We start from the raw sequence: 15,979 nt of genomic DNA, 5'->3' as shown, positions 1-15,979 counted from the left end.
CGGCAGGGGCGGGCCGGCTCCACGTACCGGAGGAGGCCGGACCGCAGGGTGACCGGGAGGAAGCCGGGCACGGGGGCGGTCGCCGCCCACCGGACCGCCTCCGGGAGCAGGATGCCGGGCACGTGGCAGTCGGGGCGGCCGAACAGCGTCGGGTGACGGGCGTCGAGCCGCAGCGGCCACCCTCCGGGGGCCCGGCGGGCGCGAGGACGACGTCCTGACGCACCGCTGATCCGCCGGGCCGGTCCGCCCGTCCCCTCGCCGGGCGGACCGGCCACGGTGAGCGGGAGCGGCGCATGGGCGGTCGCCCCCCGCACGCCCGTACGGCCTGCACGACGGGGAGTTGGCCGAAATACAGGTGTTCGAGTCGTGAGGACCGTCGTTGGACAGGGTGACCCGGCCGCGGCCGATCACGGAGGAGGCCCTGGGGGCCACCGCCGTCCTCGCGCCGACGTATCGCCCGGCCACGGGCACCTCCGCCCGCACCGCGACGAAAGGCACCCCCCTTGTCCCAGCCCCCGCAGCCGCCCGCCCCGATCCGCTCCCACGTCCGCACGGGGGGCACCCCCTACCTGGACCGCCACCCGGAGGAACGCGCCGCCCTCGCACCGCTGTTGTCGGCGCTGGACGCGGCGGACGACCCCACCGCCCGGACGGCGCCGGCCGGACACGTCACGTGCAGCGCCGCCGTCGTCGACCGCGCGGGCCGGGTCCTGCACGTGCGCCACCGGGTGACGGGCCTGCTGCTCGCCCCCGGCGGCCATGTCGAGCCCGGTGAACCGACGTTGCTCGCGGCCGCCCCGCGCGAGGTGGAGGTCCACGAGCCGGGCCGGTGCCTGTCCTGGGACCGGTGGCCCCTCGACGCGCTTCCCGGCCCGGTCGTGCCCCCCACCCGCGCCGCGATCGAGGGCATCCGCGCCGGCCGGCTGTTCACCGGGATGGGCTGGGAGGCGGCATGACCGAGGCCCGCACGGCCCCCGGCCCCCGTGAGACGTCCGGGCGGGTGCTGCTCCCGCCCGAGGAGTACGCCCGCTCGGTGCCCAAGTCGACCGGCTTCGCCTGTGTGTTCTTCACCGACGAGTGCCAGCGCCCGGTGCAGCTGCGGGCCACGTACTCACGGACGCACCCGTGGCAGTTCCCCGGCGGGACCATGGACCACGGCGAGCGGCCCTGGGAGACGGCGCGGCGGGAGTGCCGGGAGGAGACGGGCATCGAGGTACCGGGCCCGCCACGCCTGCTGGCCTCCGTCTTCGGCCCTCCCGGCGCCGACTGGCCGTACAGCACGTCGGGGTGCGTGTTCGACGGCGGGCGGCTCACGGACGGGCAGATCCGGTCCATCGTCCTGGACCCGGACGAGCACGACGCGGTGCGGGTGCTCCCCCTGGAGGAGTGGCGCCCCCTGATGCCGTCCCAGGACTACGCCCGCCTGGAAGCGGTGATGACCGCCCGCCTGACGGGCACGGCCGCGTACTTCGACGCGTGGGGGTGGGGGGACGGGTGAACGGCGGGGCGGCCGGGGCGGGGGCTCAGCCGGGGCGGCCCCGGTGACGGCAGAGGTCGAGGAGCTTCAGGGCGATCTCCGTCCCGGGGCGGCCGAGGGCGCGGTGGTAGCGGTGGATGACCTCGTTCTCCCGGGCCAGCCGGGTGCCCGGCATGCCTGCGGCGATACGGTCCTGCTGCAACTGCTGTTCCAGAAGCATGCGTTGGCCTATCAGCAAGAGGATTTCGTGGTCGATGGCATCGACGTGCTGGAGAGACGGCTCGCTCGTCCGCGTGTGTGGATCGACCGTCTCATTGAATGTCAGCGACATGCGGCCCCCGTGGGAAGTGGAATGGTGCCGGCACAGGTGTCCGGAGGGAACGGCTACTGGACCAGGGCGTCGGCGCCCGCCCAGGGCGTCGCGTCGACGCGGCCGGGTGGCAGGAGACAGCCGCGCAGCCGTCCCGCCGCTTCGCGTACCGCCCCGGCCAGCGGCTGGTCGGTGTCGAGCGGCGGAAGGCACTGCCACAGCTCGGCCCAGAGCGGTTCCTCCGGTGCCGGCCGGCCGTCCAGTCGGTCCAGCTGCTGGACGGCGAGCGCCAGTGAACCGATGACCAGCCAGCCCAGCCGGATCGTCTCGGCCCCGGCCGTCGCGCCGTTCAGCGCCATCGGTACGTGGTCCTGGTTGCCCAGGTTGGTGGGGATCGGGGTGAGGGTCGCCGGGTAGCCGAGCTGCCTCATCTTCGCGACGAAGGACGACGCCGCGATCTGCACCCCGGCCAGACCGCTGGCCGCGCCCGGGCGGGGGGTCAGCATCGGCGGGCGGCCCCCGTTGTGCGCCGGGTCGAGCAGCAGGGCCAGCTGGCGTTCCGCCAGGAGGGCGAGCTGATGGGCGCACAGGGTGAGCTGGTCCGCGACGAGCCCGACCGGAGCGGCGTGGAAGTTCCCGCCGTGCCACACCTGCTCGTCGACGACGACGGGGTTGTCCGTGCACCCCCCGGCCTCCGCGAGGAGGATGCGGCCCTGCGCGTCGAGCTGGTCCAGGACGGCGCCGGCCACCTGCGGGACGCAGCGCAGGGAGTACGGCTCCTGCAGCGGCCGTCCGGCGTGCGGGCGAGGGTCCGGTCCGAGTCCGGCCCGCACCCAGGCGGCGGCCCGTCGCTGCCCAGGCTGGTTGCGTACCCGGTTCAGCGGTTCCGCGTACGGCTGTGGACTGCAGCCCAGGCGGCGGACGATCCGGCCGGTGAGCGTGGTCACGGCCCTTGCCTGCAGGGCGAGTTCGCGGTGTTCGAGGATCGCCACGGCGAGCGAGGCACTGGTGCCGTTGACGAAGGCGAGGGCGGATCTGGCGTCCCAGCGCACGGGGGTGAGCCCGAGGCCGGCCAGCACCGCGTCCGACGGCGCGGGCCGGCCGTCCTGCCACGCCTCGCCTCCGCCGCCGAAGGCCAGGGCCGCGTGCGCGAGCGGCACCAGGTCTCCGCTGGCGCTGAGGCTGCCCTCGCTCGGCACGACCGGCACGAAGCCGCGGCCGTGCAGCTCGGCCAGGTGCCGCCAGGTCGCGGTGGACACCCCGGAGTGGCCCTGCCGCATGCTGCGCAGCCGCAGCCACACCATCAGCGCGCTCGCGCCGCGGCTGAGGGCGGGTCCCTGACCGGCGCACAGGTGATGGATCAGTCCCAGGCCCTGCGCCGCCCGGTCCGCCGCCGCCGGATGACGCACCAGGGGGCCGAAGCCGCGGGTGACTCCGTAGACCTCGGCGCCTTCGGCGAGCCGGCGCTCCAGGATTTCCGCTCCCGCCCGCATCCGGGCGCTGTCGGCCGGGTCCAGGCGCAGGCCGTGGCCGCCGAGCGCGTCGGCCACCAGCCGGCCGAGCTGGTCCGGGACGTCGCCGCTCGCGGTGTCCCCGGCGGGGGGAGCCTCGGCCGGGTACACGATCACAGGGTCCTCGTCCTGGCTCGTTCCGGCAGCTCCCCGGGCGGGGTCAGGCGGACCGCCCGAGGTGCCTCGGCGGCGGTCAGCAGCCGACGTACCGCCTCGGCCACCGCGGCCCGCTGCGGCTCCGCGTCGCCGGCCAGGACGTCGTACCACTCGCCGCGGGTCGGGTCGCGGTGCACCGCGCAGACCACGTTCGCGGACGGCACGGCGGCCCGCAGTGCCGATTCGACCCGGTCGAGGTCGATGCGCAGGCCGTTGACCTTCACCAGCCGGGTCCGCCGCCCGGTGAGACGGTACGCGCGAGGGCCGGCCGGTTCGACCACGTCGTCCAGGGTGTGCTCGGCGGGCACCGGACCGCCCCGGGTGGCGGCGGCCGTCCGGGGGCTGCGGATCGTCAGCGCGTCCTTTCCGCCGGGGCGCGGGGCGACGAGCTCGACGTCCGGGGCGAGCCGGAAGAACGGCTCGCCCTCGCTGCGCACACCGACCAGCCCGGTCTCCGTGGAGCCGTGCAGCTCGTACAGGTCGAGCCGCGGAACCCGGCGACGGACGGCGTCCGCGCTCGCCGGCAGCCAGGCCGTGCTGTGCACCACGGTGACGTGTGCGTACTCCCGGAGGACCGCGGCCTGGCGGTCCAGCTGCCACCAGGTCGCCGGGAGGGCGGCGATCAGGGGGCGGGCGCAGAACCGGGGCAGCGGGTCGCCCGGCGCGATCCGGTGGACCGGCAGGCCGGTCAGGGCCGGTATCAGGGCGCCGAACAGGTAGCCGTAGAGGTGTCTGGTGGGCGCGTACGTGAGGAGGGCGTCGGCCCGCTCGGCGCGCAGGAGGTCCGCGAGATGGGCGGCCTCGTCGAGCAGTTGCTCCCGGGTGCGCCACCAGGTGACGGGCGTTCCGGTGGTTCCCGAGGTATCGAACGGGATGTCGTCCGGCAGGACGCCGAGCAGCCGTTCCCGGTCGAGCGGGGCCGGCCGCCCGGACCGGGCGGGGGCCGCGGCGACGGTGCTGAGAGGCATCAGAAACCGCTTCCGAGCAGCAGCTGGTCGGCCTTCTTGCGGCGGATCAGCCCGGTGATCGAGCTGATGCTGACGAAGGTGGTGCGCAGGTCGTCGTCGACCAGGTCGACGGCTATGCCGAAGGCCTTCTCGATCTCGCCGACCGCGTCCAGCACGCCGAGGCTGTCGTAGCGCTCGTGCCGTTCTCCGAGGGGCCGGCCGTCGTCGGCCGGGTCCAGCTCCGTGCCGAGGAGGGCCGCGATGACGGAACGGACGGCGTCCTCGCGGACTGCTGCTTCAGTGGACATCTCCGGTGCGCCTTTCTGCGTCTGAGCCGATGAAGTGGAGCTGGGGATCGACGGGTTCGAACTGGATGAAGACCAGGGCCGGCGGGATCGCGGGGGCGAGTGCCCGGACGATCTCGGCGGCGAGGCCGCGCCGGAACGCGTCGGTGCGGTCGCGGCCGACCGTGCAGCGCACGAAGGCGAAGGGCCGGGCGTCGCCCGCCGGGCCGGCCAGCAGGAACGGCCCGCTGTACACCCGGGCCGGGTCGGCCGGAAGGAACTTCGTGATCACGTGGTTGAGGTCGACGCCCTCGTGGCGGAGCCACTGGCTCACCGCCCGGGCGAAGCCCCGTTCGAGCCCGGTGTCCCGGGCGGTGGTCTCGACGACGATCGTGGGCATGTCCGCTCCCGGTCAGAGGTTGAGGGGCGGGAGGGGGCCCGCGCCGGCCAGCAGACCGCCCAGGGCGGCGGCCAGCGGTCCCCCGGAGGTACGGCCGAGCGGGCTCCAGCCGTAGTCGCCGGCGGGGAGCCGGACCTTGGCCAGGAAACGCTCCAGGCCGGCCTCGTCCACCGGCAGGCCGAGGCTGCGGAGTGCCAAGACCGCCTGGTACGTCGACACCAGGTCGGGGATCGCGCGGGGCGCGGCGGAGTAACCCCCCAGGCGGGAGGCGTGGTTCTCCAGGTGGGCGGCCGCTGCGCGCGCGCCGTCGTGGTCCCCGGTCAGCCGGCGGGCCCGGGCGCCCTGGGCGGTGGCCGCGCAGGTGACCGCCCCGGCGGGCGAGGTCCGGTATCCGTCCGGGTCGGCGCAGGTGTCGAGGAACTTCTCCAGTGCGCGGACGTCGAGGTCGGCGGTGCCGCGGCCGAGCTGGTCGAGGATCTCCAGGGCGGACACCGTGGAGACCAGGTCCGAGCCCCGGCCGTGCCAGTAGCCGAAGCCCCCGTCCTGGTTCTGCAGCCGCCGCAGCCATCCACCGAGGCGTTCCGCGTCCAGGCCGGGGGCGCCGGCCCGGGCGAGGGCGGAGACCGCCCACAGCGTGCACCTGACCTCGGCGCCCCGGCCCGGCATGTACATCACGCCGCCCTCGTAGGGCAGGTGGGCGTGGTGCAACCAGCGGACCGCGGCCTCGCGGGCGCCGCCGTCGGTCTGCTCCGCGCCGTTGTCGGTCTGCTCCGCGCCGCTGTCCCCTGTCCGGCCGGTCAGCAGCAGGGCGGCGGTGGCCAGGCTGTCGCCGGCGAAGTCGCTCCGGCGGTACGTGAAACCGCCTTCCGGCAGCTCGCAGCCGTGCAGGAACTCCACCACGCCGTCCCGGTCGGGGACGTCCGCCCCGAGCGTCTGCAGGGCGCCGACCGCGCTGAAGCAGGCCCACACGTCCGCGTCCGGGTAGTCGTCCCACCGGGTGTACGAGCCGTCCGCGAGCCGGCGTCCCGCGATCCACGCCACGCACTCGGCGGGCCCGGCCGGTGCCGCGCCGATCGCGTCGAGGGCGCGCACCGCGCGGAAGGTCGCCCACAGGCAGGTGGCCGTGGACTCCTCGTCGAAGACGAAGCCGCCGTCGGATGTCTGCCGGTCCTGCAGCCATCCGGTCAGTCCGGCGTGCAGCCACGGGTGCCGGGCCTCGCCGAAGGAGGCCCGCCAGGCCATGGCGGCGTAGTAGCAGGCCCGTACGTCGGACTCAGCGGCGTCGGGGTACCAGCCGAGTCCGCCGTCGCTCCGCTGCAGGCCGGTCAGCCAGTCGCGCAGCGCCTGCGGCCGGGGCACCGGCCGGTCCAGCACCTCCCGCAGGAGGCGGGCGGCGTAGTAGGTGGCCCATGCGTCCGGCCGCTGGCCCGGCGTCATGGCGAAGCCGCCGGACGCCTGCTGGGTCGAGTCGAGCCACCGCGTGAGCTCCTCGGTGCGGGGTACGGGCTCGCCGAGGTCGCGCAGCGCCTGGGTGCAGTAGTAGGTCGCCCAGACGTCGGACGGCAGGCCCTTCTGCCAGGCGAAGCCGCCGTCCTGGTTCTGCCGGGAGCGCAGCGATTCGGCGGTCGCCGCCGCGTCCTGCGGCCGGGCGTCCAGCCAGGCGAGGGTGCGGACGGCGGCGTAGGTGCACCAGAGGTCGGCGCCGCCCTGGCGGGCTCCGCCGTCGTGGGTGCCGAGTTCGGTGAAGGGCATGGTCAGTCCGTCCACTGGAGGTTCGTCCGTTTCCAGTTCTTCCGGCTGCCGCCGGCCTTGGTGGTCTGCGGCAGCTGGGACACCAGCACCACCTGGGCCCAGGTGATGCCGAGTCCGGCCGAGCGCGCCTCGACGTCCGCGCGGACGGCGTCCTCGTCCCCGGTGAAGTCGACGTCCCGTTCCAGGACCAGCCGGGCGGCCGCGCCGTCCGGCCGCTTCAGCTGCACCAGATAGCCCGTGATGCCGGGCGTGGTGTAGGCGAGCCGTTCGATCGCCTCGACCGTGACCTGCTGTCCGGCGACCGACAGCCGCTCGGAGCTGCGGCCGTGGACGGTCACCACCGGCAGGGCGATCCCGCACGGGCAGCCTTCGGTGACGGTGACGAGGTCGCCGGTGGCGTACCGCAGCAGGGGCCGTGCGTAGTTGTTGAGCGGGGTGACGACCAGTTCGCCGTCGCTCCCGGCGCGGGCCGGTTCGGCCCTGCCGTCCGCGAGCACCTCCGCGAGGTGGCCGTGGGCCAGCAGGTGGAGCCGGTCGTGCTCGCAGCTCGCCGCGACGGTCCCCGTCTCGGTGCTGCCGTAGGACACGTTCAATGCCCTGGCCCCCCACTGCTCGGCGAGGCGGGCGCGCAGCGGGGGCGTACTCACCTCTCCGAGCAGCAGCAGCGATTCGACCCCGGCGCTGACCTCGGCGAACCGTCCGCGCTGCTTGAGCAGCCGGGTCCACTGGAGCAGGACGCCGGGGGCGGCGAACACGTGCTGCGGCCGGTAGGCGGTGAACAGCGCCTCCATCCGGTCCCAGTCGGTGATGCCCTGGCTGAACGGGTAGCCGCGCAGCAGGGTGCAGCCCAGGTACTCGGAGACGCTCGCCACCAGGTCGCCGACCGGTGCGACGTCGGACGGCAGGAGCGACACCACGCGGTCCCCGGGCCGCAGCAGCCGGGACCACAGGGAGGCGACCGAGACGGTGTTCCACACCATGTCCTCGATCAGGCGCGGGGTCGGTGTCGGGACACCGGTCGACCCCGAGGTCTCGTAGTACTTGTGATACGGGCCGACGCCGGACTGGAGGAAGCCGGCGGGGTCCGCCTTCAGCTCGTCCTTCGCGGTGAGCGCCGCGTCGGTGAGGCTGCGCTCGGCGACTCCGGGCCGCCCCCGGTACCTCGGCACCCGCTCCAGCCGGTCCCACAGGCGGTCCAGCTTCTCGGCCCGGCTCCGCTCCAGCACGTCCGGGGCGAAGCCGCTCGCCTGCAGTTCGGTCCGTTCACGGTGGGCCTCATCGAAGGCCTTCACCGCGTGGTCGTTCACCAGCCACATGCCCTCATCGCTTTCGCTAGCTCGGTGTTCCCTGGGCGGCGCCCGGGGCGGGGAATCAACGTCCGCGCTCGGAACCGCCGTTGATCTGGATGATCTGCGCCGTGATGTGCCCGGCGGCCGGTGAGGCCAGCCAGCGGGCGGTCCGCGCCACGTCCTCGGGCCGGCCGGCCCTGCGGTTGTCGGTCTGGTCGATCAGCGTCCGCTCGCGCTCGGCGGACAGCGCCCCGCGGAAGAACTCGGTCTCCGCGATGTAGCCGGGGGCGATCACGTTGACGGTGATGCCCCGCGGGCCGAGTTCGGCCGACAGGTCGTAGGCGTAGGGGTGGAGCGCGGCCTTCGACGCGCCGTACGAACCGGTGCCGGAGCCCCGGTAGGCGGCGATCGAGCTGATCAGCAGGACCCGGCCGCCGGGTGCGGCCAGCCGGTCCTTCAGCGCTTCGGTGAGCAGGACGGCGGTCAGGGTGTTCGCCTTGAAGTTCTCCTGCCAGTGCCAGGCGGCTTCGGCCGTTCCCTCGGTACGCCCGGCGGGGGCGCCGAGGGCGGCGTTCCCGCCGGCGCTGTTCACCAGGACGTCCACCTGCTCGAAGCGCCCGCCGATCTCGCGGGCGACCCGGTCGGCCTCGCCGGGGTCGGACAGGTCGGCGGTCAGCGTGACCGGGGCGGGCGCCCGGTCGTGCTCGGCGGCCAGCCGGGCCGCCGCCTTCTCCAGCACCTCGGCGCGGCGCCCGATCAGCACCACCTGCTCGCCGTCGGCCGCGAAGGCCCCGGCCGCTCCGAAACCGATGCCGGTGCCGCCGCCGCTGATCACCACTACGCGTGCCATGTCGTTGTCTCTCGCTCTCTCGGTTCCTCGGCCGGCCGTCGGACCGGCCGGTTCCGCGCTCATTCTTCTGGGTCCCTGACCACCAGGGGCGTCTTGCCGGTCCGCGAGTTGGACCACAGCCGCGGGACGGCACGGACGGTGAACGCCCCTGGTACGGAACCGAGTTCGAACCCGATCCGGTACAGCCGGCCGATGACCTGCCGCCGCACGCGCTCCTCGGCGGCCGCGGCGTCCGCGCCCGGGGTGAGCAGGACTCGCAGCTCCAACCGCTCGCCCGGGGTGCCGGGTTCGAACAGCGCGAGCTGGACGTCCCGGACCTCGGGGTCCGAACCGGCCGCCTCGGCGACCTCCTCGGGGGTGAAGAGGATGCTGCGGAACTTGAGCTGCTGGTCGTCGCGGCCGAGCACGCGCAGCGCGGGGCCCGTCCTGCCGCACGGGCACGCGGTCAGCTCGCCGCGGTCGCCGAGCCGGTAGCGCAGGATCGGGTTGACGCAGTCCGGGTGGGTGTTGGTGACCAGGACCGCGCCGTCCTCGATCTCGATGTGCTGGTAGGGCAGCAGGTGAAAGGTGTCGAGGGGGCAGGAGGGGCCGTTGTGCCCGATCACCCAGGTCTCGGTGGAGCCGTACACGCCGTGGATCTCGGCTTCGGGGAGGACCCGCCGGGCGGCCTCGGCGGCGCGCCGGCTGTACGCCTCACCGGTCCAGATCAGCTTGCGGAAGCCGGGGCGGCGGCCGGTCGCCTCGTAGTGCTCCAGGACCTGGGCGAGGTGGCTGGGGGTGCCGCCGAGCGCGGTCGCGCCGCGTTCCTCCAGGAAGTCCAGCCAGCCGTCGAGCTGTTCGGGGTCGAGGGCGCCGAGCGGGATGACGACGGCTCCGGTCGCATGGCCCAGCTGGTTGTAGAAGGGGTACATCGAGCCGAGTTCGGCGCCGTTGTTGCAGTTGACGAGGACGTCGTCGGAGGTGAGCGGCCGCCAGTGCGCGGCGATCTCGGTGATGAAGAGGCTGCTGGGCATCAGGCTGAGCTTGGGCGCCGCGGTGGTGCCGCCGCTGCCGAAGACCACGGCCCCGCCGGGCACCGAACGGGCCCGGGCGAAGAGGTCGGGCAGCAGCGCGCGGAAGTCGTCCTTGGTGAGGACCGGCACGTCGGTCAGGGCGGGGGCGCCGTCCGCGAGGACCGCGCGGTAGCGGTCGGCGAGTCCGGGCAGTTCGGCGGCGCGCCGGACGAGGTCCCGCACCTCTTCGCCGGTCAGGGCCGGCTGGTGGGGGGCGGAGTCCGCCGGGACGGACTCGCGCAGGTCGATCGTGGTCATCGGATCTCCAGAGTCAGTGCCGGGCGGCGAGGCGGCGGGCGGTGTCGGTGTCCAGGCGGGGGTCCCAGCCGGCGAGTTCGCCGTGCAGCGCCCGCTCCCCGGCCCGGATGTCCGCGCGGGCCCGCTCGTCCCAGCGGGCGTCGAGCACGAGCCCCCAGAGCGGTTCGAGCCGGGCGCCGCGGCGGGCCTTGGTCTCGTACGAGTCGCAGCCGAGGTCCAGCCACCGGTGGCCCCGGGCCGCGGCGTGCTCGATCGCCCGGTAGTACGTCAGGTTGTAGTAGAGCGAGGCGGCGCGGCCCAGTTCGTCGTCGACTCCGTGGACCCGGCCGTACATCACGCCGTCCCAGACGAAGAACTGGGTGAATCCGACGATCCGGTCGCCCTGGCGGGCCACCAGCACCTGGCAGAGGTCGTCCAGCCGCTCGGCCTGGGCGGCGAACCGGTCCGTCTCGTCCTCGGCGCTGATCTGGTGCCCGTAGCGCCGGAGCACCTGGGAGGAGAGCTCGCCCAGCTGGTCGTGGCACTCGGACAGCCGCAGGACCTCGGTCCGGCAGCCCGCCGCCTCGTACTGGCGCATCTCCTTGCGCATCCGGGCGAACCGGTGCGAGCTGAACAGCTTCCGGTAGCCGTCCATGCCGGTCGGTTCCACCGGGATGCGGGCTCTCGCGTCGAGCAGCACCACGTGGTCGTCCGGCCCGAGCAGCGGCAGCAGCCGTTCCACGGACCGGTCGGTCAGGTAGAGCAGCGCTCCCAGGCCGGTTTCCTCGTCGCGCAGTCGCCGGAACCGGTCGAGCAGCAGTCGGACCGCGGCCGCGGCCACCTCGTCCGGGAGGCCGTCGGCGAGCAGAATCTCGCTGGTGTAGCCCTGGCGGGTGCCGCCGAGCAGCAACGGCCGGCGCGGCCCGTCGCCGTAGCCGGCGGCCGGGAAGAGGAACGCGGGGTCGTAGTAGCGCGGCACGTCACCGGTGAAGCGGAAGGTGGGCAGCGCGGCCACCGGGCGGCCCGCCCGGCGGACCACCAGGTGGCGGGGCTCGCAGTCGCCGTACCGCTCGGTGAAGCCGAGCCACGCGTGGCTGGAGTAGAACGAGGCGCCGGTGGTGAGCGCGTCCCAGTCGGCTCCGTCGACCTCGGTGACGCCGCGCGCCTCGTCCAGGGTCAGGGCGTACGTGTCCGTCGCGAGGGCCGTCATGACCGGCCGTCCCGTTCGGTCGCGGCCGCCTCGGCCTCCGTGAGACGCCGCTCCATGCCGTTGAGCACGGAGTACAGGTCAAAGAGCAGTTGGGTGTTGTCCGGCGCGGTGAGGAAGAGCATGCCCGCGCAGTTGGTGATGCCGCGGGCGGCGTCGTACGCCGGGATGCGGGTGCCGTCGGACACGGTGAGCCCGCGCACGGACTCGACGGTGCTGCGGGGGCCGACCAGCCGGCCGAGGTCCGCGGTCCGCGAGTCCCAGACCGGGGAGCCGCTCCACGGGTTGCCGCTCGCGTCGGTGCCTATCAGCGACGCCTCGGCCGCGGCGGTCGGCGCCGTCACCGGCATCCGCTCGGGGTAGTCGACCGGTTCGCCGAGCAGTTCCCGGGCGAGCATGGTCACCATGTCGATGCCGTGGACGGTCTCCACCACCGCGGTGATCGCCGAGCCGCCGAACCGTGCCGCGGACTCGATGACGGTGAGCCGGCCGTCGGGGCCGAGCTTGATCTCGGTGTGGGTGCCGCAGGTCTCCAGCCGGAGCGCGTCCACCGCCTGCCGCGCGACGTCCTCCACCCTGCGCTGGAGGTCCTCCCGCAGGGCGCACGGGGCATGGCTGCTGAGCTCGGTGTACGGCGGGATGGTGGGGATGCGCCCGGTGATCGCCAGCGGGTGGAACTCGCCCCGGGCGACGATGCCCTCGACGCTCAGGTAGTCGCCGTAGCCGTCCTCCTCGTACCAGCCCTCGGTGCCGCCCTCTATGATCTCCTCCACCAGCAGGTGGCGCGGCGCTTCGGTCTCGTAGTACTCCCCGAGCCCGTGGCTCGCCAGGGTCTCCAGCGCCCCGGTGATCGACTCCCAGGCGGGGCCGAGGTCCGCCTCGTCGCGCAGCACGGCCTGGCCCACCGAGCCGGCTCCCCAGGCGGGCTTGAGCAGCATCGGCGCGGTCAGCTCGGCGAAGGCGGCGCGCAGCCCGGCCTCCGAACCGACCCGCCGGAAGGCCGGGACGGGCACCTGGGCCTCGGCCCACTTCTCCCGCATCAGGCGCTTGTCGCGGGACCAGCGGGTGTTCGGCCCGGGGCCGGGCAGACCCAGCCGCTCGGCCGCCGTGGCCACGGCGAGCAGGACGTACTCGGAGAAGCCGATGACGGCGTCCGCGCCGAGTTGCTTGGCTTCGTCGACGATGAGGTCGACCAGCGGCTCGCCGACCGGGTGGCCGTCCCCGTACTCGCGGACGGTGGCGCAGCCGGGGCGCCACACCTCGGCGCCGACGGTGGGCAGCGGCGAGATCGCCAGCACGTGCAGTTCACCGACGGCGGCCAGGCGCGGGATCGCGTGCTCGACCGGCACACCGCCGCGGGCATGGACGAAGAGGATCTTCTTCTGAGCGGTCATCAGGACGGTGAACCCTTCTCGGCGAGGTGCGCATTCTGTGTCGTCCGGTGCCGGAGCCAGGCGGCACCGAGCAGGACGAGGACGGACAGGACGATCAGGCGGACGAACGGCCGCGACCCGATGGCCGCGCCGCCGAGCCCCATCAGGGCGGTGCCGAACGGAATGCTGGAGTAGACGGTGAGCCGGCGCAGGCTGAAGACCCTGGCCCGGACGGGGGCGGGCGTCCTCCTGAGCCAGACCGCACCGCCCACGGCGACCAGCACCGAGAACAGCGCTCCGGTCACCGCCATCGCACCGACCACCGCCCAGGGCCGGGTGGTCAGCGTGGCCGCGAGCAGGATGAGGCAGATCAGGCCCAGGCAGGAGGCCGCAAGGCCCAGCGCGCGGTCGCCGCCGACGTCCTTGCGGCCGCGGACCAGCAGGGCCGACCCGGCGAGCATGCCCAGTCCGTACGCGGTCGCCGCCCGGCCGTACCAGAGGGCGACGTCGGCGGGGCCGCCGGCGTAGTCCCCGAGGAAGGCCGGCAGCACCGCGTAGAAGGGGAAGACCACGAGGTTGCCGAGGACACCGAGCTGGATCAGGAACACCAGGTCGCGGTGGTCCCGGACCAGCCCGAGCGCCGCCCGGGCGCTCTGCCAGATGCCGTCACCGGCGGCGGCCGGACCGGCCGCGGCGGCCTCCGCACGGGCCCGGGCCGTCGCGGTGTCCAGGGGACGCCGGGCGCAGAACGCCACGGCCAGCATCGCCAGCACCAGCACCAGCGCCGCCAGCGGCACGGCGCGGATCTCGCCACCCGCCAGCAGGGCGCCCGCCGCGCTCGGCGCGACCACCCGTTCCACCTGGGAGTGGATCTGGGTGAGCAGGGCGGTCCGGCTCGGGGCCCACGATCCGGGGGCGAGGTCGATCGCGGTGGTCTCGGTGGTGGCCAGGTACAGGCTCTCGCCGGTGCTGACCGCCACGTAGCACAGCGCCGCGAGCAGCACCGTGGTCAGGTCGTGCGCGGGCCCGAGCACCACCAGCAGCAGAGCGATCGGGGCCGCGAGCAGCAGCAGGAGGCCGATGGTCGCCGTCCGGCGGTCGGCGCGGTCCAGCCGCCCGGACACCAGCGCGACCGTGGTCAGCGAGATCACGCTGGAGCCCCCGACGACCAGGCCGAGATCCGCGCCGCCGCGCGCCGACTGGCTGAGCCACCAGCTGAGGGAGAACAGGCACGCCCCGGACCCGATGATGACGACGACGCTCGGCAGCCAGACCGCGACGAAGGGCCATGCCCCGCGCCCGTCGGCTTCCGGGCCGCCGGGCCGGGAGGCCCGCTCCACGGCGGCCCCCGTCATCGCAACCGCCCCAAAACTCCCTCGGGGAGCGGCGGATCGGCCGGCGTGAACCGCACCCCGCCGGTGAGTTCGGTGACCCGGCGGGCGAGGTCGATCAGAGCGGCCTCGCTGTGTGCGGGGCCGATCGCCTGCAGGCAGATCGGCGCGTCGTGCTCGGCACTATGCCCGATCGGGAAGGTGATCGCGGGCAGCCCCGCGAAGCTGGCGACGGCCGCGTAGTTGACGTGCGGGGACTTGGCGGTCTCGGCCGGGTCGGGGATGGTCGAGGCCGGAGCCGGTTCGGTGTGGATGTTGCGCGGCAGGAGCGTGCCGGCCGGCATCAGCCACACGTCGGCCCCGTCCCGCGCGAAGCGCAGGGCGGCGAGTCCACGCTGCTCCCGGTGCAGGTCCAGGAGCTCCCGGTACCGGCCCTCACCGACCCGCGCGCCGGACTCCAGCGCCGCCAGCGTCGTCCCGGACAGTCGCTCCCCGACCGCCTCCCGGACCGGCAGGAAGTTGTCCCACGCCTCCCTCGCGCACAACTCGTAGGCAAGACCGCGCCGGTGGAACAACTCGTCCAGCCGGACGTCCACCAGGGTGTGGCCGGCCCGGGCGGCGCCCCGCAGCGCCTCGTCGAACGCGGCCGCCACCACCGGCTCGGTGTCGGGGTCGAGCCCTTCCCGGACCACCCCGATCCGGTAGCGGCTCCGCGGGCCGGGTGCGCCGCCGTCCTGTGCGCGGAGCCCGCCGTCGAGGGGCAGCCGCTCCCACAGGTGGGCGAGGTCGTCGACGGTGCGGGTGATCCACCCCGGCGCGTCGAGGTGGTCCGAGAGACCGAAGAGCCCGGACAGCAGCCGGCGGTCATGGGTGAGCCGCAGGCCCACCACCCCGCAGGCGCCCGCGGGCAGCCGCACCGAGGCGACCGTGTCCGTACCCATCGCGAGATCGCAGATCCCCGCGGCGACGGCCACCGCGCAGCCGGTGCTCGACCCGCCCGGATCCAGATGCGGGAAGTACGGGTTGAGGCAGCCGTGCTCCAGCCCGATGCTCAGCTCCGTGGTGACCAGCTTCGCGTTGACGGAGCCGTGCGGGAGGCCGGCGAGGACGGCGGCGGTGCGCTCCGGGTAGTGGCGGTAGCCGGGCAGGCCGAGCCGGGTGGCGAAGCCGGCCACGTCGACGGTGTCCTTGACACCGACACGCAGCCCGTCGCCGAAGGACGGGCGGAGTTCGGCGCAGGCGCGGTAGCGGGCGTCCGCCCGCTGCTCCCAGTCCGCGATCTCCGCGGCACCGCCCGCGGGCCCGTCCCTTCCGTCGGAGGGCGCCGCGGTCCTGGCGAGCCGTTCCGCGAGGGGGACGGCGAGGGTGGCCGGTAAGCCTGGAGCGAGGCCGCCGAGGGTGTGAGACACGATCTGGCATTCCCTTCGACACGAGTTGCCAGAAACCTAGGGATCACTTGCCTAGATTGTCAACGTGTTGCCAAACGGCTCGGGTGAAGCTACCTTCTTCTGGCAAGCCACTAGCGCGCCGCTTACTTGGGGGCATGATCACGTCATGAAGAAGATGCTCGTTGCCGTCACCGTCGCTCTGGCCGCCTGCGCGGCGATCGGTGGGTCGGCCGTTGCCGTGTCGAACCAGAACAGCGCCACACCGCAGCAGGTCGACACCGCCATGAACGCCGGAGCGACCCACGAGATCGACTGGCCCCAGCCCGACCGGTGACAGGCATTCTTCGGGGCAGCCGAATCTGACCGGCTGCCCCGGAACTTGCCAAGTCGCCCCCTGATCTGGGTCAATGCCAGC

The 15,979-nt window shown here is 74.2% G+C and carries 16 protein-coding genes and 1 pseudogene; 3 read left to right on the top strand and 14 right to left on the bottom strand.

Translation table 11 applies throughout. The features are described from left to right. Positions 1 to 80: 80 nt before the first annotated feature. A pseudogene (locus ABZ564_RS10535) lies at positions 81 to 217 on the bottom strand (ScbA protein); the annotation flags it as partial. A 286-nt stretch (positions 218 to 503) separates the two neighbouring features. On the opposite strand from ABZ564_RS10535, the gene ABZ564_RS10530 reads away from it, so the two are divergent. Then, positions 504 to 956 (top strand): NUDIX domain-containing protein, encoded by a 453-nt coding sequence (locus ABZ564_RS10530; protein ID WP_360852787.1) that lies wholly within the window; start codon positions 504 to 506, stop codon positions 954 to 956. After that, a complete protein-coding gene (locus tag ABZ564_RS10525; RefSeq protein ID WP_360852784.1) occupies positions 953 to 1,498 on the top strand; it encodes an NUDIX hydrolase in 546 nt (181 codons plus the stop codon). Before ABZ564_RS10530 ends, ABZ564_RS10525 begins: the two co-directional genes overlap by 4 nt. Before the next feature lie 25 nt (positions 1,499 to 1,523). Here ABZ564_RS10525 and ABZ564_RS10520 read toward each other — a convergent pair whose 3' ends face one another. The 13 genes from ABZ564_RS10520 to ABZ564_RS10460 all read right to left on the bottom strand — a co-directional run bounded on the left by ABZ564_RS10520 (position 1,524) and on the right by ABZ564_RS10460 (position 15,585). Then, positions 1,524 to 1,697, bottom strand: a complete 174-nt coding sequence (locus tag ABZ564_RS10520; protein ID WP_360852781.1) for a hypothetical protein — start codon at positions 1,695 to 1,697, stop codon at positions 1,524 to 1,526. Positions 1,698 to 1,861: 164 nt separating this feature from the next. Beyond that, positions 1,862 to 3,415 (bottom strand): aromatic amino acid ammonia-lyase, encoded by a 1,554-nt coding sequence (locus ABZ564_RS10515; RefSeq protein WP_360852778.1) that lies wholly within the window; start codon positions 3,413 to 3,415, stop codon positions 1,862 to 1,864. Next, positions 3,412 to 4,422 (bottom strand): acyl-CoA synthetase, encoded by a 1,011-nt coding sequence (locus tag ABZ564_RS10510; protein WP_360852775.1) that lies wholly within the window; start codon positions 4,420 to 4,422, stop codon positions 3,412 to 3,414. Before ABZ564_RS10510 ends, ABZ564_RS10515 begins: the two co-directional genes overlap by 4 nt. Next, positions 4,422 to 4,709, bottom strand: a complete 288-nt coding sequence (locus tag ABZ564_RS10505; protein WP_360852772.1) for a hypothetical protein — start codon at positions 4,707 to 4,709, stop codon at positions 4,422 to 4,424. Before ABZ564_RS10505 ends, ABZ564_RS10510 begins: the two co-directional genes overlap by 1 nt. Beyond that, entirely contained in the window at positions 4,699 to 5,085 is a 387-nt protein-coding gene (locus ABZ564_RS10500) for a hypothetical protein (RefSeq protein WP_360852769.1), read from the bottom strand. The genes ABZ564_RS10505 and ABZ564_RS10500 overlap by 11 nt, the downstream gene beginning before the upstream one ends. Positions 5,086 to 5,097: 12 nt before the next feature. Beyond that, positions 5,098 to 6,837: a prenyltransferase/squalene oxidase repeat-containing protein gene (locus ABZ564_RS10495; RefSeq protein ID WP_360852766.1), complete on the bottom strand. Its 1,740-nt coding sequence runs from the start codon at positions 6,835 to 6,837 to the stop codon at positions 5,098 to 5,100. Positions 6,838 to 6,839: 2 nt separating this feature from the next. Then, entirely contained in the window at positions 6,840 to 8,153 is a 1,314-nt protein-coding gene (locus tag ABZ564_RS10490) for an AMP-binding protein (RefSeq protein ID WP_360852763.1), read from the bottom strand. Positions 8,154 to 8,208: 55 nt separating this feature from the next. Then, positions 8,209 to 8,976 carry an SDR family oxidoreductase gene (locus ABZ564_RS10485; protein ID WP_360852760.1) on the bottom strand — a complete coding sequence of 256 codons (768 nt, stop codon included), beginning with the start codon at positions 8,974 to 8,976 and terminating at the stop codon, positions 8,209 to 8,211. A gap of 59 nt (positions 8,977 to 9,035) precedes the next feature. Beyond that, the gene (locus ABZ564_RS10480) at positions 9,036 to 10,286 is read right to left on the bottom strand and encodes an AMP-binding protein (protein WP_360852756.1); all 1,251 of its coding nucleotides are present in this window, start codon (positions 10,284 to 10,286) and stop codon (positions 9,036 to 9,038) included. Between the two features lie 13 nt (positions 10,287 to 10,299). Further along, positions 10,300 to 11,475, bottom strand: a complete 1,176-nt coding sequence (locus tag ABZ564_RS10475) for a GNAT family N-acetyltransferase (protein ID WP_360852753.1) — start codon at positions 11,473 to 11,475, stop codon at positions 10,300 to 10,302. Continuing rightward, positions 11,472 to 12,866: an ATP-grasp domain-containing protein gene (locus ABZ564_RS10470; RefSeq protein WP_360852750.1), complete on the bottom strand. Its 1,395-nt coding sequence runs from the start codon at positions 12,864 to 12,866 to the stop codon at positions 11,472 to 11,474. The genes ABZ564_RS10475 and ABZ564_RS10470 overlap by 4 nt, the downstream gene beginning before the upstream one ends. Continuing rightward, on the bottom strand, positions 12,866 to 14,200 hold the full coding sequence (locus ABZ564_RS10465) for a hypothetical protein (RefSeq protein WP_360852747.1): 1,335 nt from the start codon (positions 14,198 to 14,200) through the stop codon (positions 12,866 to 12,868). The genes ABZ564_RS10470 and ABZ564_RS10465 overlap by 1 nt, the downstream gene beginning before the upstream one ends. Further along, complete coding sequence (locus ABZ564_RS10460) at positions 14,197 to 15,585, bottom strand: amidase (RefSeq protein WP_360852744.1); 1,389 nt, start codon at positions 15,583 to 15,585, stop codon at positions 14,197 to 14,199. Before ABZ564_RS10460 ends, ABZ564_RS10465 begins: the two co-directional genes overlap by 4 nt. 145 nt (positions 15,586 to 15,730) lie before the next feature. On the opposite strand from ABZ564_RS10460, the gene ABZ564_RS10455 reads away from it, so the two are divergent. Continuing rightward, positions 15,731 to 15,898 carry a hypothetical protein gene (locus ABZ564_RS10455; protein ID WP_360852741.1) on the top strand — a complete coding sequence of 56 codons (168 nt, stop codon included), beginning with the start codon at positions 15,731 to 15,733 and terminating at the stop codon, positions 15,896 to 15,898. Positions 15,899 to 15,979 lie beyond the last annotated feature (81 nt).

Origin of the sequence: Streptomyces sp. NPDC019224, assembly GCF_040632605.1 — a bacterium.
In the GTDB taxonomy this organism is placed as follows: domain Bacteria; phylum Actinomycetota; class Actinomycetes; order Streptomycetales; family Streptomycetaceae; genus Streptomyces.
The sequence above is the reverse complement of the archived record's forward strand: the minus strand, read 5'-3'. Positions and strand labels throughout refer to the sequence as shown.